The sequence below is a fragment of the Streptomyces sp. NPDC031445 genome (genome assembly GCF_055581365.1).
In genome coordinates this window covers 64,338-82,973 of record NZ_JBVIJO010000022.1, presented here as the reverse complement: position 1 = coordinate 82,973, position 18,636 = coordinate 64,338, and the positions used below count along the sequence as shown (strand labels likewise).

The window sequence follows — 18,636 nt, the reverse complement described above, 5'->3', positions numbered from 1 at the left end:
CCGCCGCTACGACGCCTGGTACCGGCACATCACCCTGTCCATGGCCGCACTCGCCGCACTGACCGCCATCCGCGCCCAGGAACTGTCAAAGGGGGCAGCGATCTTGGACAAACCCGCCTGATACCCCTGTCCGTCGCGGGGATCCGCCGCCTGACCGGACTGCTCCTCCGCCCACCACACCTCACTCCGACACACCATCTGCGCTGGTCATGGTGGAGACGGCTCAGTCAGACCCGCGCTCGCCTCAGCCACTACAAACGGCGAGGCCAAACCCCATAACTGTGATTGCAGTACTAGGCGTCGACGACTTCGCGATCCGTCGCGGCCAGATGGCGAGGGACGGACTCGCCGTGGCGCTGGCCAACTCGCCCGCCGCGCTCCTGGCCGACGAGCCGACCGGGGAACTCGACAGCGAATCCGAGCGCATGGTGCTCGCCATGTACGCCCGGGCGACGCGCCCGGCGCCGGCCCGCGGCTGCCGCCCGCGGCGCCGGCTGACGGGCGGCCTTCCCGCGTAGCGGCGCCGACCGCGACGCCACCGGGGTCAGCCGGCGCCGCGGGCTCCTCGCCGTGCGCCCGTCGGCGTCTCCCGCGGCACGTCCGGGTCGCCGAAGAGCCGGCGACGCAGGGGTGAATGGAGGTTGGCCCGGGTGAGGTCACCGCCGTAGTGGGCCATCAGCCGGTGGTCCATCACCGTGCGCCAGAGCGGCGGGAACCAGGCGAGCACGATCATGGTGGCGTAGCCCGAGGGGAGCTGGGGTGACTCGTCGAAGTGGCGCAGGGTCTGGTAGCGGCGCAGCGGGTTGGCGTGATGGTCGGAGTGCCGCTGGAGCTGGAAGAGGAAGACGTTGCTGACCATGTCGTCGCTGTTCCAGCTGTGGCGGGGAGCAACCCTCTCGTAGCGCCCGTCCGGCCTGCGCTTCCGCAGCAGGCCGTAGTGCTCCAGGTAGTTGACTGTCTCCAGCAGACAGAAACCGAGAACCGCCTGGAGCAGCAGGAAGGGCAGGACCCGCAGCCCGAACACCGCGGTGAGGGCGGTGAACAGCGCGGCCGAGAGCATCCAGGCGGTCAGGATCTCGTTGTGCGGACCGGGCACCGCGCCATTCCGCCGGGCCAGCCGGCGCCGTTCCAGTTCCCAGGCCGAGCGCAGACTGCCCCACACCGTGCGCGGCAGGAACCGCCAGAAGCTTTCGCCCATGCGGCTGCTCGCCGGGTCTTCCGGCGTGGCGACCCGCACGTGGTGGCCGTGGTTGTGTTCGACGTAGAAGTGCCCGTACCAGGTCTGCGCCAGCGCCATACGGCTCAGCCGCCGCTCCAACTGCGCGCGCTTGTGCCCGAGTTCGTGTGCGGTGTTGATGGCGACGCCCGACACGACCCCAGTCGTCGCGGCGAGACCGAGGCCGTCGGCGACCGGCAGTCCGCCGTCCGCCCACTGGCCGCAGGCCCAGACCAGTGCGCCGAACTGCAGCGGCAGGTACAGGTAGGTGCACCAGCGGTAGTAGCGGTCGGCCTCCAGGAGCGGCACGGCCTCGTCCGGGGGGTTGGTGCCGTCCGCGCCGGCCAGCCAGTCGACGAGCGGCACGAGGACGAAGGCGAAGAACGGGCCCCACCACCAGAACACGGGCAGGTGGGTAAGGGTGACGAGGCCGCCCGCCTGGAAGGGCAGGGTCGGTACGGCGAGGGCGAGCAGCCAGAGGGGACGTTTGGGATCCCGCCAGGCGCGGGGATCGAACGGCGCTGGCTCCAAGAGGACTCCTTGAGGAGGACGTGCGCTTCCGCCGCCCCGTGGGGAGCGGGGAAGCGCACGTGGGGGGGTGGAGCGACAGTGTCACGGCAAGAGAGAACTGACAAAGGGGGGCGCCGTGTCAATTTTCTGATAGGTTGTCAGCTCAGGTGGTCCGTTGCCGGGTGCCGGGCGGGGGGGGCCGTGCCCGCAGCGGGTGATGGCACACTGCCGGGTATGCGCAACCACCGTCCCGCCATCCCGCCCGGGCCCCGCCCCGATCCGCCCCGGGTGGCGTGGCGCAGGCAGATGCGCGAGCGGGTGCTCGCAGAGGCCCGCGCGCTGGCCGCGGAGAGCGGCTGGGACCGGATGCGGGTGGCCGACCTCGCACAGCGGGCGGAGGTCTCCCGGCCCTCGATCTACAAGGAGTTCGGTGACCGAGCCGGCATCGGGCGGGCGCTCGTGCTGCGCGAGACGGAAGAGTTTCTGACGAGTCTCGCCACGGTGCTGGACGAGCATCGCGACGACCTCGCGGCCGCACTGCGCGCCGCCGTCGCCCACGCTCTGGCCGAGGCGGTCGGCAACCCCTTCACCCGCGCGGTACTGACGGCGGCCCGCGGCGGCACGGACGCGCTGCTGCCGTTCCTGACGAGCCGGCCCGAACCCGTCTTCACCAGCGCCTGGCAGTTGCTGGCGGAGTGGCTGGGCGGGGCGGCGCCAGGGGTGACGGAGGAACGCCGGGCGGAGGCCGCCGACCTGGCCGTACGACTGACCCTCAGCCACATGCTGCTGCCCTCCCCGCTCACCGCGGACGCACCCGGGCGTGTCGCGCGCGCGGCCTGCGCCGTGCTGGGCGTGCCGCCCGGCCCCTGACCGGGCACACGGCGAGACATCCCCAACGACCCGGCACCGTGAGCCGCTGACCCCGAGCTCCGTCGCGAGGTCGCCTTCGGAGTGCAAGGAGTCACCGGGCTCGAAGCCGGTGAGGATGCTTTCCTCCAGAGCGAGCATCACGCACTTGACGGATGAGGCGCAGGCGTCTATGTGACCGCCCTCCCTCGCCAGACAGGCTGCCAGGCATCCGGTCGAGCCCCGCGTCTACAGATAGCCGCCGACAGGGTGTCAGGCAGGTTGTCACGCCCATGCCGACCGGCCGTCCGAAAGACACGCCCAGCGGTGTCGTTCCTGCGCCCCAGCACCCGGACGACGCGTTCGTTGCGTGAAAGACCGCCGGCCAGGAGGTCCAGCGCAACACGCGCTCCCGGTGGGTGCCGCGCGGGCCCGCGGTGACAGCGGAAGAGCCAGGCACAGCCCTCACCCCTGCCGCGTCTTGAGCAATGGCCAAAATGCGCGAGCACCCGCAGGCCGAGCGATGCATGTCGGACCGGTGACCACAGCCTGTCATCGCCGCGAGGGGCATGCCCTTCCGAGCAACGGAGAGGCTCAGGGCGATCCAGTGCGACGGTCACTATTCGGCCGTTGGGACAGTCAGTTATTGACATGATCATGTCATTTTTTGACGATCCTCCATATCGTTCGCCTGACCCGAGGATGCGGATGCCGCCTCCGGATCGGGACAGCCGGGCGTGGCCACTCCCTCCGCATCGCCTAGCGATGCAATTCGTACCAGTCCTTCCGACATCGTTGTCACTTGAAGGAGGAAAACGTTGTCAGCATTGCGTACGGTAGGCCTCGCCGTCGTGAGCGCGGTCCTGGGCACGCTAGTTCTGGGCACCGCACCCGCTGCATCCGCGCAACCGGCTCCACTGGCGTCGGCACACGTCAGCCCCGCAGAGCAGAACGCCGCTCTGAAGTTCTGGACCCCGGAACGCCTGGCTCACGCCGTCGACCTCGACGCGGTCGAAACGGCGGCCAAGCAGCACCCGGCCGCCCCTGCCGCCAAGGCCCCCGTCAAGCACCCGACTTCGGTACCACCGGCACTGTCCAAGGACGGTCCGGCCCTGGTCGGCGGCACGTCGTCCCACGTCGCGGCCTCGGCACCCCAACGCTGGACGAGCGCAGGACTGATCTCCACCACCGCCGGCAAGGTGTTCTTCACCAATCCCAAGAACGGAGGCACGTACACCTGTACCGGCGACGCGGTCAACAGCGGCAATAAATCTACGGTGGCCACGGCCGGGCACTGCGTGGTGGACACCGACGGCACCGCCTATCAGAACTGGGTGTTCATCCCTGGCTACGACCACGGCAACCGGCCGTACGGCACCTTCGCCGCAACCTCGCTGCACTGGGAACCGCAGCGCATCGGCAACCCTGACGCCGCCTGGGACGCGGCCTTCGTCACCGTTGGCACCGTGGGCGGGCGCCGCTTGGTTGACACTGTGGGCGGGCAAGGCATCGGCTTCGACCAGACGCCCGGCCAATACGTCTACTCCTTCGGCTACGGCGGATCGGCTGCCGAGGGCAGTGGTGAGCAGCTGAACTGGTGTGAGGGCACGGAGGTGTTCCAGAGCGGCCACGCCGGCGGCGGAATCTGGGGCATCGACTGCGTCCAGTCCGGCGGGTCAAGCGGTGGCCCCTTCCTGGCGCGCTTCGACCCACGCAACGGCACGGGCATGCAGATAGGCAACATCAGTATCGGAGCGGGCGCCTACGAGTATCACCCGTACTACGGCCGCGAGGCTGCGGCAGCCTACAACGCCGCCGCCTCCTGAGCCCGACGCGCGACTGCCCTGGCCCGACTGCAGGCACTGCGCCCCGCAGTCAACGAGGCGCAGCGACCCAGCCGTTCCCACCGATAGCGACGCGATCGGTGGGAACGGCCCGGTAGTAGGCGTCCATGATGTGGTGGCGGCGCCCCGCCTCATCGCTGTCGCGGCGCGCAGGAACAGGGTCTCGATCGCGGAACGGCCCCTGTCCGCCGAGGTCTGGGCGTCCTCCATTGGCTGGACGAAGGGCCGGCGCCTCGCCTTCGATACGTCGACAAGCGGGCCCGGCGGGGCGAGCCCTGGTCCGCCGATACGGACCGCCTATGATCTTCGTGGCATAGAGGTCGTACCCCTCGTCCGGGCGGCCGGCTGGGACTGATGGAGGTCACCTCCTCGGGGTAGGGCGGCTGCTCATGCCGCGACCGGGAACGTTTGCCGCGTTGAGTACGCTGAGCCGCTGCGACGGGAGGGCGCGGATCGACGGGGTCGGCTTGTCGGTGTGCCGGTAACTCAGGTGCGGGGCTGAGATCTGCTGGATCTGTTCGACCGTCGCGACCTTCAGCACCCAGAGCACGCGCAGCACGTCACCGCGCAGGTTGTTCGACGACCCCGCCGGGTTCTCCTCACGCTTCCCCGCCATCAGCTGCGCTCCCTTCCCGTCGTCCGGCGCGCGCGGCCACCTGCCGAGCGCCGGCCGCGCCCGGACGCAGAGGGCATCCGGCTGTGACAGCGCGGCGCGCGCCGGAACTGGGCGGTGACCTGGGGGTTTACCGTCCGGTTCGGTGCCGGGCACCAAAGTGGGTTCCGCAGTGGCCTACCGAGTGCGCACCACAGGAGGCCGGGGCGGCTTGCCCGGTACTGGTCGGGCCCGTGGTCGGGGCGGGCTCGCCGGGCGCCTGCCGGGAGTCGGTGGGTGGTCATCGCGGTGGCTCCTTCGCTTCGGGCCGCCCTTAGGTGGGCGGTGATCGAGAGAGCAGCGTGCAGGGGACCCCCTCGTCCGCAGTCTGACCGTGGCCGGTAGAGGGCCTGGTCAAGGAGAACGCCCGCCCGGCGACAGCGTCGCAGCATCATCCGGTTCACGGCGAACGTTATCCCGGACCCCGACCAGCCGGACACCGCCGACACCCTGAAGGCGATGCGCGACGAACGCCTGGTGCTGGCTCACGCGGTGCACTCCGCACCCGGCGCCCGCCGGTAGCCGCACCACCGTGGGAGTGGATGCCATCGGTGCGGCCGGCGGCGCGGGAGTGGTGTGCATCGGCTGGACTCGGTGCGGTGGAGCGGGCCGGTGGGGGCGGCGCGTCTTCCCTTGACACGGGCCGTGGGCGCGGGTGGATGCACTGCATCGTCCCGGCGATGTCGTCCACTCTCCACTCGGTGAGCCTCCGCCAACTTGAAGTAGCAGGTCAAAGGGCTGGCGTGACCGGCGCTCGGGGTACTCATGCTGGTCGTGGGCGGAAGTGCATGGAGAAGACCATCCGTCAGCCCTGGGCGCCCGCAGCTGGCCAGGCGGCTCTCCCGGCACCAGAACCGGGCACTGGCTGTCGGTCCGCTGGTGCCGGTCGTTAGTCTTTCGGTATGGCCGAGCGTGTTGCCCCGGGCCGGGCAGATCATCTGGTCACTCCGGCCACCGCCGACAGTGTGTGGGCCAGCCTGACGGCCGGTAGCGCGGTACCGACGACTTCTGCGTTATTCACCCGCCTTTCTTCTGATTTCCGGCCGGGGCAGTACGTCATGCTCGGTGCCTGTGTGGTGGAGCTGGTCAGGACGGGCGACGGCCGGTGGGGAGTTCCGGAGGCTGAGGTGCGCCGGGCGGCGGCGGCATGGAACGCGGTGGAGATGGACGCCCTGGACCTGGTCCGTATCGGTCCGTTCCGCGGTGTGCCGGAGCAGGAACGCACGGGTGGAACGCTGCGTGGGTGGCGTCGGCGCATCAGCTGGGAGCTGCGAGGGGCAGATCGTCCCGGGCGACAGGCCGGCCGTGAGCCCGGACCGGGGTCTCATCTGGCGGGGGTCGACTGGCGGCGGCTGCTGGTGCAGCGGTCCCGTGACGGGGCGGAGCGGTCGTGGTGGCTTCCGCGGGCCGTGGTCATGCTGTTGGACGCGGCCGAGCACACCGAGGCCGAGCGGCTGCACACCACGCGGGCCTGCAAGGCGGACACAGCTGTCACCGAGCAGCACCGTCGTGATTCCCGAGCCACCGACAGCCAGTCCGCGACGGGCGTGAACGGTCCAGCCATCCCGCAGCGCCCGTACCGGGGGGAGCTGCGGGGTCAGTTGTACTCGGTGCTGAGCCGCAAGCCGGGTATGTCCCGCCAGGTGGCCGGGTGGATGTGTGCCGTCTGCGGTACAGCGCCTGCTGCTGTGCTGGATCACTGCCACGAACACGGCTACGTCCGCGCCCCGGTCTGCCCGTCCTGCAACACCCTGGAGCGCCCCGACCACTTGTACGACAACGACATCCGCGTCGCCAGCCGCTACCGGCGCCTCTTCGACACCGACGCGGTCGCCTGGCTGCACCACTGGCACCGCTGTCCGGGCTGCCGCACCCGCACCACCCTGCCTCTGCCTCACCTCGCCGCATGGACCGCCCACACAGCCACCCGCACCCTGCGCCCCACCCACCCTGGGTCCCGCGGGCGGAAGCCCTGCGGAGTGCTGCGCGTCTCGTGGACGGGCAGCCAGAACACACCCCGCTCCTGCCTGCTCACCGTCTCCGTCGACTTCTGCCCCTCCGGTGAGCATCGCGTCCTGGCACGGGTGCCCTACCGGGAAGCCGTCGAGCGGTTCGGTACGTGGCTGGCCGAGACTGCCCCTGCTGTGGCGGCCGCAGCCGGTCCCGACCGACTGGATGGCCTCCCTGTCGAACCCCGGCCCGTCATCGCCGACGCCAACGGCGACGGCTTGGCGCTCTTCTGAGCGAACACCAGCAAAGCGGTTTTGCGGGCCGAGGCCGGAAGGAGCCGCCCGCTGTCAGGTGGAGCCGTTGATGTGGCTGCGGGGTGTGATGCCGTGGATAGCGAGGGTGTTCCAGACGTTGTAGGCGAGTTTCGGCCTGGCACGATCGCAGCGGCCCCCGCCCACCAGTGAACGGCCGTTGGGCGGCCTACGGCGTCAATCCGCCTCGGCGACAGCGCCAGACCCACGGGCTGGGGAAGCACCGAACCGGTACGACGCGGTCGGGCGGCGGCGGACCGGCGGGCCAGGAGCGCACGGGCCGGTGCCGGGGGGCGCGCCCGTGTGACGGTCGCGCCCTTCTACGCATCAGCCGGTCACCGGGTGGTGAGGGTCACATCGTCGATGACAAAGCTCGTCTGGTTTGCTTCGTCCTCGGTAGCCGAGAACTGGAGCGTGATCGAGCGGCCCGCGAAGGAGGACACGTCCAGTACCTTCTCCAGGTACCCGGGTCCTGCGTCGGTGTTGCTGTATGTGGCCAGCGTCGTACCGCCCATCGAGACGGTCATCTGGTCGTACGCGTGGTTCTCCCGTTCTGCGGTGTCGATGCGCAGGTACAGGCTCAGCGTGGCCTTGCAGTTGGCGGGTATGGTGATGGGCTGCGCGATGTATTCGGTGTGCGCGGAGCCGTAGCCTGCCAGCCAGGCGACATATGTCCCGGTGTGGGCGGGTTTCTCGGGGAACTGGTCGATCGTGTGCAGGTCACCGGTCCATGGGTAACGGCCGGCCTCGAATCCCGGGTTGCCCACCAGCTGCTTCGAGGTGCAGCCCCCGGTCGTGCCGACCGTCCAGGTGAAGGTCGTCGAGCCGGTGTGGTTGCCGGGGTCCTTCGCCGACACGGTGACGGTGGAGCTGCCTGCGGTGGTGGGAGCACCGGTGATCAAGCCGCTGGCCTCGTTGATCGACAGTCCTGCGGGCAGACTGCTCGCCGTGTAGGTCAGCGGGTCGTTCTGCGGGTCGGAAGCCTTGATCTGTAGCGATACCGCGGTGCCGACTGCCGTGTTCTGCGGGCCCGGGTCGGTCACGATGGGGGCGTCACCGGGTGGCGTCACCCCGCCGACGTAGAGCAGACGGTTGGGCGAGCCGGTACCGATGTTGCTCAGGACGTTCTTGGTGGAGTTGGCGACGATGAGGTCTTTGGCCTGTGCCATCGTGAGTCCGGGGTTGCTTTTCAAGGCCAGTGCGACCATGCCCGTCGCGAGCGGCGCGGCGAAGGACGTGCCGTACCACCCGGTGAGGGTGTGGGTGTCGCTGTCCTTACCCGCGCCGGTCACGTCGGCCCCGGGTGCGAACGCCGTTGTGCACGAACCGTAGCTGGAGGCATTGGTGCTGGTGTTGCGGGAGTCGGTCCGGGTAGAAGCGCCCATGATGATGGCGCGTGGATCCTTCGGAGAGTTCTGACAGTCGCCCTTGTTGAAGTTGCCGGTGATCAGAACCAGCAGCAGGCCGCTGTCGATCATGCCCTTGGCTGCGTCGTCCATCGCTTGGTCGGCCACGCCGTTGTCGCTCTCAATGCTCATGTTGACCACTGAGGGCTTGGTGGCGTTCTTGGCGGTCCAGTCCATCCCATCGACGATCTGTTCGGTGGTCGCCGAGTTGTTGCAGTTCAGGATGCGGACGGCCTTGATGTTGGCCTTCTTGGCCACGCCGTAGGTCTTGCCCGCGATGTGGCTGGCGACGAACGTGCCGTGGTTGTGGCAGTCATTGGTGCCGTTGCCGTCATTGATCGATGTGTACACGCCCTTGGCGCGTCCCTCGAACTCCGTGTGGGTGGCTCGCACCCCGGAGTCGAGGACGTAGACGTTGACCCCGGACGCGTCGTTCGGCGGGTCGTAGACGCGGTTCAGTGGCAGGTTGCGCTGATCGATGCGGTCCAGGTGCCACGGGGCGTTGTCCTGCGCGGCACCGGCGGCCCCCGTCGCGCCGCCCGCCTGGTGGTGGACGCGGACGGTCTGCAGGTAGGCCACGCGCGGGTCGTGGCGCAGCGCGTCGACCGCCGCTGCGGGCAGATCGGCGGAGAAGCCGCGCAGCGCGGTGGTGTAGTGGCGCCGCACCTTGCCGCCCCTGTCACGGGCGACGGCCAGCGGCTTCGCAAGCGCGTCGGCAGCCAGGGACGGACCGCCCTGGTCGGGGCGTTTGAGGGCCACGATGTACCTGCCGGGGACCTCATTTGCCTTCGGTGACGAGAACAGGGGCGCGGGTGGGGGAGCGGCGGAGGCGATGGCTGGGCTGATCACGCCCATCGCCAGAGCGGTGGCCAGCGTGCCGGCCACCCGACGGAAGAAAGAACTGTGCAGGGGCATCTCCAGCTCCGATCGAACGGCATGGGGCAAGGGACCCAGAAAGTAGCCGCTGAAATCACCGCTGTGATCGGTCTGCGCCAGCGTGCGCCAAAAGTGTGGCCCGAGCCTCAAAACTGTGGCGACAGCGGTGGTGCGAGAGCGGGGCGTCACACATTGGCAGCTCAGCGGAGCAGGCGACGCGGGGCCCGGTTCCCGGCACCCTGCGGGACCCGTTCTAAATGGCTGCCAGGTTTTCCGGGACGAACGGTCTCAACTCCATTCCCAGCGCACGCCGATGACTCCTGGCGAGACGTCGGGGGTGTGGACGTGCGTGACCCGGTTGCGATAGCACGGCAGGGTCTGCTCCTTGGCCGGCTCGTCACCCCACCGGTTCGCGCGGAACGAGCGTAGGCGTACCGGGACGGCGTCGGGGTGGAAGACTACGCGCAGCAGATAGCTGCGGCATGGTGACCGAAACGCCTTGTAGTAGTGATCACTTGTCTCTGGGCGGACGCGAGCAGCGGTGAAGTGCTGGTCGAACGCGACCAAGTGCACATCGCCGCGGTTGAGCTGGCGGTCGAACAACAGTTCCGCGACCAGGTAACCGGACTCTCGGTCGACCCGGGTGCGCCCCAACCGGCAACCGTCGACGGGGCGTACGTCAGGGTGGCTGTCGTCGTCGGCGCGGTAGTACACCACGCACCCGTCCACACCATCGGCCAGCGCCGACACCAGGTTGCGCACCTCTATGCGGCGCACCACACCGTCACTGTCGAGCGTCATGCGGTCCTCGACGGTCTGATACGTGCAGCGGTCCGGATGGACGAAATCTCCGGTGGTCATGATGCGGGTCAAACGCGCGTGGTCGTCGAAGATCGCTTCGTAGGACACGACCCCGGGCGCGTGGTCCAGCCATCGCCCACGCGGTTTGCGCGGACCCAGCAGTTGGATCAGCGCGTCCTGGGGCAGACCGAGGATCTGCTCCATCGCTCGCAGGGCGTGTACGGACTCGGCGCGTTCGGGGCGACTGCGGCCGGTCTGCCAGTTGCTCAGGCTCGACGTGCTGACGTGAATCCCTCTGGTGGCCAGCCGGTGGACGAGGCGTTCCAGACTGAGTCCGCTCGCGCGCACCGCTGCCTTGACTGCTAGGTCGAACGGGCCCGATCGCAGAATGCGGGCCAGCTCGCGGTCAGCCGAGGCCGGATGGTTCGGCTGTGTCACGGTGGAAGCCTCCTCCACTGGCCGCAGCGCGGCCAGCTCGTCTACGGGCTGCCCGGCATGAGGCGCAGACCATTCGACGATCTCAAGCCGACATACCCTTTCTCGATCCCGAGAGCAGTATGGCCGCCGTCCGGCCGGGCGCAGCCTCTTATGTTCGATCGCAATGCGGGGCCGGCGGGGCCGTCGACGTGACCGCCGACAGCACCTGGCTTCCCCCGTTGTCATCGTGACCAGCATCCCCGCTGACACTCGAGGCCGTGTCTTGCGAACGTCGTCGTCTTTCCGTGATGCCCCTTACTCCCAGTCCCAGCAGATGCCGAGGAGGCCGGGAGCCGCTTCCTGGTCGAAGAGATGCACGTTGCCATGAGCGTTGAGTGTGAGTTCCGCCGTGAACGTGGGCGGAACGGAGACCGAGGTCTGGGTGAAGCTGCGGCACCTCACCGGTAGTGCGGTGTGGTCGAAGGTGACCTGGAGGGCGTACGGACTGCCGGCGAACAGGAAGGCGCGCGAGTACTCCTGGGATCTTTCACCCGTACCGTCCTGGAAGCGGTAGCACACCATCGTCGTCTCGCCGACCCGCAACCGGGCGTCGAGGAGCAGCTCTGCCGCTACCAGGCCGGCTTCCTGGTTCCTGCGCACCCTGCCCGAACGGCAGTTCACGAGCCCGGTGACTTCCACACGTTCGGCCGCGCAGCCGTGTTCGCCGACGTGGACGGCCAGGTAGCGGTCCACGCCGTCGCGGTGGGCGCGCAGTACCTGCTGCGACTCGCGGGAGGCCAGCCGCCGGTGAGCGTCGATGGTCACCCTCTCGGTCTGCATGACGGTGTGCAGTCCGCCGTCCTGCGGTGCTTCAAGCTCTGCCAGTATGTCGCCGATGCCCGAGCCGACCAGCGTGCTGTACCGGCGGCCGGCCGGGTGCCCCGTGGTGTCACGCGGCTCCAGCAACTGGGTCAGCGCCTTTCCGGGCAGCTCGAGGAGGTCTTCCAGGGCGGTGATCACGCGCAGCGACTCCCGCCGGCCGGGATGGCGGATGCCGCGCTGCCAGTAACTGAGCGTCGTGACGCTCACGTTGATCCCCCGCTCGGAGAGCCTTTCCCGGACCCGGTGCAGAGCCAGGCCGCGGGCGGACAGCGCGGTGTGGAGAGCGAGCGAGAACGGTCCCGTGCGCAGTGCTTCCTGAAGGTGAGTCTCACCTTCCGTACGGTCGACTGCGGTCCGACTCTTCGGGAGAACCATCCGCTTCCTCCTGCTTCTGCACCTGGGGCAGTTATGTGGATATTCACTCTCGCCTTCGGGCCGAGCCCGGGGCGGCAGGCCAGGGAGGGTGGAGTGTAGGCCATCGTGTTCACAACCAAGGCGGCCGCTGTTCACATCACCTGTGTCGCAGCCGAGGCAGGACGTTGACCGTGGCTCGTCATGACGTGATTCTCGTCGGCAAGCGTTCGGACGCTCTCTCCCCACTAGGAGGCGTCCGGACACTTCCTCACTCTCCGTCCCCCCCAGGGAGAACCGGTTCCATGGCACCTCACTCACAGCGCCCGGGCCTGTCCCGGTGGCGGCGCGGACTGACCGCATCGTCGCTCCTGCTGGCCGCAGTCCTCTCGTCGACCGCCGTATCGGCCATCGACGCTTCCGCCGCCGGCACCAAGAAAGTCCTCGACTTCACCGAGCAGGTGCAGAGCAAGGACAACTGGTGCTGGGCCGCCACCGGCGCCTCCATCGCCGCGTACAAGGGACATTCCGTGTCGCAGAACAGCTTCTGCAACGCCGCCTTCGGCAGAACCCAGGGCACCACCTGTCCCAACGACCAGGCCACCCTCGCCAACGACCAGGCCGCGTACCGGTGGCTGGGCATAGCCCCCGGCACCTACATCAGCAGCCCTGTCAGCTACTCCAAGCTCCAGAGCGAGATCAACTACGACCGCCCCGTGCAGACCCGCATCGAGTGGTCCTCCGGCGGCGGCCACATGGAGGTGCTCTACGGCTACGACACCTCCACCAACTACGTCTACTGGGGCGACCCGTGGCCCGACGACAACCGCTACAACTGGGCGTCCTACAGCTACTACCAGGACAACAACGAATTCACCTGGACCCACACGCTCTACGGAATCGGAGCGTGACCCGATGACCGACCAGACCCCCAGGACCGCCGTGACGCGCAACTCCTCCCCGATACGCGCCCTCAGCGCCGGAGCGCTGGCCGTCGCCGCACTCGGCCTCGCCACCACGACCGCCTCCGCCGCCCCCCACGCACGCGCTCCGCAGACCTACACGGCCGCGCAGCTCTCCGCGGCCCGGGCGGCCGCCACCGCCGACAGCACCATCACCGTTCTCGGCAAGTACTTCGCCCACGCTCCCGTCCGCGGCACCGCACACGCCGCCCAGAAGGGGCAGACCACCCCTCGCGTCGTCGGCCGTAGTGTCACCGTCAGCTCGCTGAACCCCGCCTTCGTGGCCGGAGAGCCCGGCGCACCGGTCGCCAAGCCGTCCTTCGTCGCCACCGACGTGGTCTCCCCCACCGGCCAGACGGCCACCGTGCAGACGGCCCCGACAGCCAAGGGCTGGCAGGTCGTCAACATTGCCAGCGGCACCAACGAGACCGACTACACCGCCAAGGCCCACGGCAAGGGCACGGTCTTCCGCGAACCGCAGATCAACGCCTGGTACACCGTGCGCGGCGACGAGATCCTCCCGCTCAACACCGAGGCGCGTGCCGTGGTCGGCGCCTCCGGAACATCGCTGGCCGCCTACTACCGGCATGTCCACAGCGCCTACGGCCACAAGCTGCCCGGCTCGTCCTACGACAAGAAGGGCATGGCCGGCGGATTCGGCAACGCGGCTTCCGACGCCGTCGCCGCGCGGAACAAGTCGGCCGAGACCGAGACACCCGGCAAGTCCGCAGAAACCACGGCAACCGGCGACAGTGTTCGCATGTTCGACAGGACCGGGACGACGCTCCTTGTCATCGCGGTAGCCGCTCTGGGCGGCGGCGCCTTCGCCGCCCGACGCCTGTTGCATGCCCGCTGACCAGACTCCTGGCGCTACTGGTGCAGTGACCGTGTAGGTGCACCAGCTTGCTCCCTGCGCTGGTTGGAGCCCTGACGCTCAGGCCGACTCGCAGCAACCCCAGGGCTCTTGAACCCCGGCGTGAGTCGATTTCCGGCCAACCTCACTTCACGGTCCTGACATGTACGCGCCATTGGCGTCACTCTCGCCACCGCCGTAGCACAGCAACTTCTCAACGCCCCACTCTCCGGCCAGTACCGAACGCTGACCGGACTCCCCCACGAAGGAGCTTCTGTGAGCCCCCTCTACACGCGCCACAAGCGCACCACTCTGGCCATCGCCACCGCCGTCGCCGCCGGAGCCCTCCTCACCACCGGTCTGACCACCGGTGCCAGCGCCGCCCCTGCCGGACCCGCCGCCAAGCCCCTGGCCGCCGCCCCGACCGCGCTATCCACCGCGGCCCGCACCTCCCTGCTCCAGAAGGCTCAGGCAGGCGCCGCCGAGACCGCGCAGCACATAGGCCTCGGCACCAAGGAGAAGCTGGTCGCCAAGGACGTCGTCAAGGACGTCGACGGCACCCTCCACACCCGCTACGAGCGCACCTACGCGGGCCTCCCGGTGCTCGGCGGCGACCTGATCGTCCACACCGCCAAGTCGGGCAGGACCGAGGGCGTCACCAAGGCGAACAAGGCGGTCCTCAAGGCCTCCCTCAAGCCGCAGATCACCGCCGTCAAGGCCGAGAAGCAGGCGGTGTCCGCCGCCAGAACCCTCGGCTCCGCCAAGACCACCGCGGACGGCGCCCGCAAGGTGATCTGGGCCGGCTCCGGCAAGCCCGTCCTCGCCTACGAGACCGTCGTCGGCGGCCTCCAGGACGACGGCACCCCCAACCAGCTCCACGTCGTCACCGACGCCGCCACCGGCAAGAAGCTCTTCGAGTACCAGGGCATCGAGAACGCGACCGGCACCGGCAAGAGCCTGTACTCCGGCACCGTCAGCCTCAACACCAACCTGTCGGGCTCGACGTACCAGCTCTATGACACCTCGCGCGGCGGCCACAAGACGTACAACCTGGCGCGCGGGACCTCCGGCACCGGCACCCTGTTCACCGACGCCGACAACATCTGGGGCACGGGCGCGGCCTCCAGCTCCCCCGCGGACCAGACGGCCGCCGCGGACGCCACCTATGGCGCGCAGGAGACCTGGGACTTCTACAAGAGCACCTTCAATCGCAATGGCATCAAGAACAACGGCGTCGGCGCCTACTCCCGCGTCCACTACGGCGACGCCTACAAGAACGCGTTCTGGAACGACAGCTGCTTCTGCATGACCTACGGCGACGGCAGCGGCAACACCCACCCTCTGACCTCGCTGGACGTGGCCGGCCACGAGATGAGCCACGGCGTCACAGCCAACACCGCGGGCCTCAACTACAGCGGCGAGTCCGGCGGCCTGAACGAGGCCACCTCGGACATCTTCGGCACGGGCGTGGAGTTCTTCGCCGGCAACGCCTCCGACCCCGGTGACTACCTCATCGGCGAGGAGATCGACTACAACGGCAACGGCACCCCGCTGCGTTACCTGGACAAGCCCAGCAAGGACGGCAACTCGGCGGACTACTGGTCCTCCGGCGTCGGCAACCTGAACGTGCACCACTCGTCCGGCGTCGCGAACCACTTCTTCTACCTCCTCGCCGAGGGCAGCGGTTCGAAGACGATCAACGGCGTGACCTACAACTCGCCGACCTACAACGGCGCCACCGTCACCGGCATCGGCCGCGCCAAGGCGCTCCAGATCTGGTACAAGGCGCTCACGACGTACATGACGTCGACGACCAACTACAAGGCCGCCCGCACGGCGACCCTGAACGCGGCGTCCGCGCTGTACGGCTCCACCAGCACCGAATACAAGGCCGTCGCCGCGGCCTGGTCCGCGGTCAACGTCGCCTAAGGCGTTTTGTGAAAGTGCTGGTCGCAGCCACTCGTTGATGGCTGCGACCAGCACTGTCGCTTCGTAGCGGACGGCGAGTTCGTCGTACCGGGTGGCGACGGCCCGGTGGCGCTTGAGCCGGTCGATCCCGCACTCGACCGCGTGCCGCTGCTTGTAGTCGTCCTTGTCGAACGCCGGTGGACGCCCGCCGCTCGAGCCACGCTTGAGGCGGTTGCGGACCCGGTCCGCCGGAACCGGGATGGTGGCCTTGATCCCTCGTCGGCGCGGGTAGGAGCGATTGCCACGGGAGTCGTACGCCTTGTCGGCCCGGACCCGGTCCGGGCGCTTGCGCGGCCTGCCGAGCCCCAACCGGGGAACCCGGATGGCTTCCAGGACCGCCTCGAACTGCGGGGAGTCGCCCCGCTGCCCGGCCGTGATCACGACGGACAAGGGCTTCTGCCCCTGCTCGACGGCGAGGTGGATCTTGCTGGTCAGTCCGCCGCGGGAGCGTCCGAGGCCGTGGTCGGCCGGCTCGACGAGGATCCCGCCGGGTGGCTCCTTCTGCAGGTCCCCCTTTTCACCGCTCCGGCGGCGTGCTGGTGGGCCCGGCAGACGGTGGAGTCGACGTTGACGTCCCAGGTGATCAGGCCCTCCGCGTCCGCCTCGGCCTGGAGCTGGGTGAGGATCCTCGCCCAGGTGCCGTCCCGCTGCCAGCGCCGGAACAGGTCATAGACCCGGTCCCACGGCCACTAACGTTCGGGCACGTCCCGCCAACGAACAAGATCCACTTTCGCAACAGACCCTAGGCCCCGCACTTCGAAGTGCACCCTGCCCTGCTGCGACCACACCCGCCTGCGGCGTCTGACCGGACCCGCATCCCGCACCACCTCGGCCGCCCTGACCACCTCACGCGAAAGAGCACCACCCACCTGCTGCAAGGCCCGCAGCGCCTCCACCGGCGCGCGCACCGCCTGGGAAGCGATCTCACCGGCAGACGCAGCCACCAGCGAAGAAGCCTCCGCCGCAAGCCAGCGGCCAGCGACGTCACCACACCAGCACGCAACATCGGCGCGACTCCCTCACTCAAAGCCCGGCGCACACGGCTGTCCCGGTACCTGTAGCCACCGGCACCACCGATCAAGACTCTGAAATCTGTACGAAACAGACATAGCCTAGGGAAATCAGTGAGTGTGAGGGAGTGATCACATGACCCAGGCGACAGCCCAGCCCACCACAGCGGACCCCAATGCCACGCACACCGGACGCGGCCACGACGGGCACACGATCACCATCCCGCTCGACGACGTCGCCCACGCCGCACAAAAAGCGGTCACCCTTCCCGTCACCGCCGCACAGCGCATCCTCCCCGCCAAAGGCGGACTCCCCCTCTACGCCGGACTCGGCGCCCTCGCCCTGGCAGGCACCCTCGAATGGCCCGTCGCCGCCGCCATCGGCATCGGCTACGCCATCCTGCGCCGCGGAGGAACGCTCCCACCCTCGCAACCAGCACCCCAGACACCGCGACAGGCCGTCCCCGTCGACAAGCCCACCAGCCCCTGACACACCCACCGCGCCATGACGTACGGAGCGTTCGACATGAGCCAGGCCACCACAAAACCGCCAGAACTCCTCCAGCCCGTGCGGGACATGCGGGACATCGCATCACGGCTGCGCCACGCACCCGGAGTGGAGCAGGCAAGCGAGATCACCGACGCCGCGCTGAACTGGATCGGAGCGATCTCGCCCCAGGGCCGCCGGATGGCCGTCTACACCGGCGCCGGACTACTCGCTCTGGCCGGAATCGTGGAATGGCCAGCAGCGCTCGCCGGCGCGGCCGCCGCCTGGCTCACCCAGCCACGCCCCGGACAGGGCGCGCAGCAGGAGGCTCAGGGCACCGCGATCCACCAGGCGGCAGGTGACACACCTCAGGGCACCGAGCGGCCGAGCGCGGCCGAACCTGTCCAGGCTCCAGCTCTCTCAACAACCGATGACGCTGGGCCGGAACCCTACGGGGCCGGCGACAGACTGGCACCCTCCCACTTCCACCCTCATCACATACATGAGCAGCCCGCCAAAGTAGGCGACCCCACCACAGCATCAGCCCTCAAGCAAGTCGCAAAAGCCACACACCAAGAAGACCTCAACCCCACCCGCTCACATCCCGCAGAGGGCTGAGCCCAACAACGCCTTCAGGTGTTGCCTTCACAGCAGGTGGAGCGGTCAAACCGGCGTGCCGCAGGCCCCAGCCCTAACGGGTTCCAGGCGCGTGGATTCACGTCCCGGTGCCCGTACGGGCGTGCGGGCCCGGCTCCCCGCGTACAGGACGGCCTCGAGGGCGGCGATGGCCGGGCAGCGCTTCGGATCGTCCCTCTGCAGAAACGTCTCCCAGTAGCGGGTGAGGTGCCGCAGACGGGCGTCGGCTCGGTCGATCACGACCATCAGCCGCGGCACACCGGTCGAGGTCGCCATCGAGGGCGATGCGGCGCTCCAGCTCAGAGCCGAGGGCGTGGGCAGGTCCTTTGCCCACAGGTGGGCGATGCGTGGGTGGTCGAGGACCAGGGCGTGGGCGCCCTGGTGGAGGAACTGGGCGGTGGGGGTGCGCAGGATGGTCGTGCTGCCGCCGCCGGTGCCGCTGCAGACCAGGATGTGCGGGGCTGCGTCGATGTCGACGGCGATGGCTCGGCCGTCGGTGCTGATGCCGATCAGTGCGGCCGAGTCCACCGTGCCCCGTGTCGCCACCTGGTACGACAGGGCATGAGACCGGCTGCGCTTTCCCTGCGCCAGCGTGCACTTCGCTGACCTCTGGGAAACACCTGCCCGGTGAGGTGACGCGGACCGACAAGCCACGGGA

The 18,636-nt window shown here is 69.0% G+C and carries 15 protein-coding genes and 1 pseudogene; 9 read left to right on the top strand and 7 right to left on the bottom strand.

Annotation, left to right across the window (positions count from 1 at the left end):
• Positions 1–281: 281 nt before the first annotated feature.
• A complete protein-coding gene (locus ACZ5DC_RS38020) occupies positions 282–518 on the top strand; it encodes a hypothetical protein (RefSeq protein WP_468660633.1) in 237 nt (78 codons plus the stop codon).
• A gap of 26 nt (positions 519–544) precedes the next feature.
• On the opposite strand, the gene ACZ5DC_RS38015 is transcribed toward ACZ5DC_RS38020, so the two are convergent.
• A complete protein-coding gene (locus ACZ5DC_RS38015; protein WP_468660631.1) occupies positions 545–1,747 on the bottom strand; it encodes an alkane 1-monooxygenase in 1,203 nt (400 codons plus the stop codon).
• Positions 1,748–1,960: 213 nt separating this feature from the next.
• Here ACZ5DC_RS38015 and ACZ5DC_RS38010 point away from each other — a divergent pair, with 213 nt between their 5' ends.
• Together ACZ5DC_RS38010 and ACZ5DC_RS38005 are read left to right on the top strand one after the other, a co-directional pair.
• On the top strand, positions 1,961–2,596 hold the full coding sequence (locus tag ACZ5DC_RS38010) for a TetR/AcrR family transcriptional regulator (RefSeq protein ID WP_468660629.1): 636 nt from the start codon (positions 1,961–1,963) through the stop codon (positions 2,594–2,596).
• A gap of 827 nt (positions 2,597–3,423) precedes the next feature.
• Positions 3,424–4,398, top strand: coding sequence for a trypsin-like serine peptidase (locus tag ACZ5DC_RS38005; RefSeq protein WP_468660627.1), 975 nt, complete (start codon positions 3,424–3,426; stop codon positions 4,396–4,398).
• Between the two features lie 379 nt (positions 4,399–4,777).
• Here the strand turns inward: ACZ5DC_RS38005 and ACZ5DC_RS38000 are convergent, their stop codons facing one another.
• Positions 4,778–5,032 carry a hypothetical protein gene (locus ACZ5DC_RS38000; protein WP_468660626.1) on the bottom strand — a complete coding sequence of 85 codons (255 nt, stop codon included), beginning with the start codon at positions 5,030–5,032 and terminating at the stop codon, positions 4,778–4,780.
• A 1,094-nt stretch (positions 5,033–6,126) separates the two neighbouring features.
• On the opposite strand from ACZ5DC_RS38000, the gene ACZ5DC_RS37995 reads away from it, so the two are divergent.
• Positions 6,127–7,311, top strand: a complete 1,185-nt coding sequence (locus tag ACZ5DC_RS37995; protein ID WP_468660624.1) for an endonuclease domain-containing protein — start codon at positions 6,127–6,129, stop codon at positions 7,309–7,311.
• 353 nt (positions 7,312–7,664) lie between these two features.
• Here the strand turns inward: ACZ5DC_RS37995 and ACZ5DC_RS37990 are convergent, their stop codons facing one another.
• The 3 genes from ACZ5DC_RS37990 to ACZ5DC_RS37980 form a co-directional block, all read right to left on the bottom strand.
• Positions 7,665–9,620, bottom strand: coding sequence for a S8 family serine peptidase (locus tag ACZ5DC_RS37990; protein ID WP_468660622.1), 1,956 nt, complete (start codon positions 9,618–9,620; stop codon positions 7,665–7,667).
• 279 nt (positions 9,621–9,899) lie between these two features.
• A complete protein-coding gene (locus ACZ5DC_RS37985) occupies positions 9,900–10,850 on the bottom strand; it encodes a hypothetical protein (protein ID WP_468660620.1) in 951 nt (316 codons plus the stop codon).
• A gap of 294 nt (positions 10,851–11,144) precedes the next feature.
• Positions 11,145–12,086, bottom strand: coding sequence for a hypothetical protein (locus tag ACZ5DC_RS37980; protein WP_468660618.1), 942 nt, complete (start codon positions 12,084–12,086; stop codon positions 11,145–11,147).
• Between the two features lie 281 nt (positions 12,087–12,367).
• On the opposite strand from ACZ5DC_RS37980, the gene ACZ5DC_RS37975 reads away from it, so the two are divergent.
• From ACZ5DC_RS37975 to ACZ5DC_RS37965, 3 genes are all read left to right on the top strand, one after another.
• Complete coding sequence (locus ACZ5DC_RS37975; protein ID WP_468660616.1) at positions 12,368–12,973, top strand: papain-like cysteine protease family protein; 606 nt, start codon at positions 12,368–12,370, stop codon at positions 12,971–12,973.
• 4 nt (positions 12,974–12,977) lie between these two features.
• Positions 12,978–13,880 (top strand): hypothetical protein, encoded by a 903-nt coding sequence (locus tag ACZ5DC_RS37970; protein ID WP_468660614.1) that lies wholly within the window; start codon positions 12,978–12,980, stop codon positions 13,878–13,880.
• Positions 13,881–14,153: 273 nt separating this feature from the next.
• Positions 14,154–15,806: a M4 family metallopeptidase gene (locus tag ACZ5DC_RS37965; protein ID WP_468660612.1), complete on the top strand. Its 1,653-nt coding sequence runs from the start codon at positions 14,154–14,156 to the stop codon at positions 15,804–15,806.
• An 84-nt stretch (positions 15,807–15,890) separates the two neighbouring features.
• On the opposite strand, the pseudogene ACZ5DC_RS37960 reads toward ACZ5DC_RS37965, so the two are convergent.
• Positions 15,891–16,280 (bottom strand): annotated as a pseudogene (locus ACZ5DC_RS37960) (transposase); the annotation flags it as partial.
• A 711-nt stretch (positions 16,281–16,991) separates the two neighbouring features.
• Between ACZ5DC_RS37960 and ACZ5DC_RS37955 the strand changes: the two are divergent.
• Both ACZ5DC_RS37955 and ACZ5DC_RS37950 read left to right on the top strand, forming a co-directional pair.
• A complete protein-coding gene (locus ACZ5DC_RS37955) occupies positions 16,992–17,345 on the top strand; it encodes a hypothetical protein (protein WP_468660610.1) in 354 nt (117 codons plus the stop codon).
• Positions 17,346–17,381: 36 nt separating this feature from the next.
• Entirely contained in the window at positions 17,382–17,960 is a 579-nt protein-coding gene (locus ACZ5DC_RS37950; RefSeq protein ID WP_468660608.1) for a hypothetical protein, read from the top strand.
• Positions 17,961–18,005: 45 nt separating this feature from the next.
• Here ACZ5DC_RS37950 and ACZ5DC_RS37945 read toward each other — a convergent pair whose 3' ends face one another.
• Positions 18,006–18,506, bottom strand: coding sequence for a hypothetical protein (locus ACZ5DC_RS37945; RefSeq protein ID WP_468660606.1), 501 nt, complete (start codon positions 18,504–18,506; stop codon positions 18,006–18,008).
• Positions 18,507–18,636: the final 130 nt, after the last annotated feature.

Coding starts and splice junctions, on each gene's coding strand:
- ACZ5DC_RS38010 (WP_468660629.1), top strand. CDS start 1,961: ATGCGCAACCACCGTCCCGCCATCCCGCCCGGGCCCCGCCCCGATCCG.
- ACZ5DC_RS38000 (WP_468660626.1), bottom strand. CDS start 5,032: ATGGCGGGGAAGCGTGAGGAGAACCCGGCGGGGTCGTCGAACAACCTG.
- ACZ5DC_RS37995 (WP_468660624.1), top strand. CDS start 6,127: ATGCTCGGTGCCTGTGTGGTGGAGCTGGTCAGGACGGGCGACGGCCGG.
- ACZ5DC_RS37980 (WP_468660618.1), bottom strand. CDS start 12,086: ATGGTTCTCCCGAAGAGTCGGACCGCAGTCGACCGTACGGAAGGTGAG.
- ACZ5DC_RS37975 (WP_468660616.1), top strand. CDS start 12,368: ATGGCACCTCACTCACAGCGCCCGGGCCTGTCCCGGTGGCGGCGCGGA.
- ACZ5DC_RS37970 (WP_468660614.1), top strand. CDS start 12,978: ATGACCGACCAGACCCCCAGGACCGCCGTGACGCGCAACTCCTCCCCG.
- ACZ5DC_RS37955 (WP_468660610.1), top strand. CDS start 16,992: ATGACCCAGGCGACAGCCCAGCCCACCACAGCGGACCCCAATGCCACG.
- ACZ5DC_RS37950 (WP_468660608.1), top strand. CDS start 17,382: ATGAGCCAGGCCACCACAAAACCGCCAGAACTCCTCCAGCCCGTGCGG.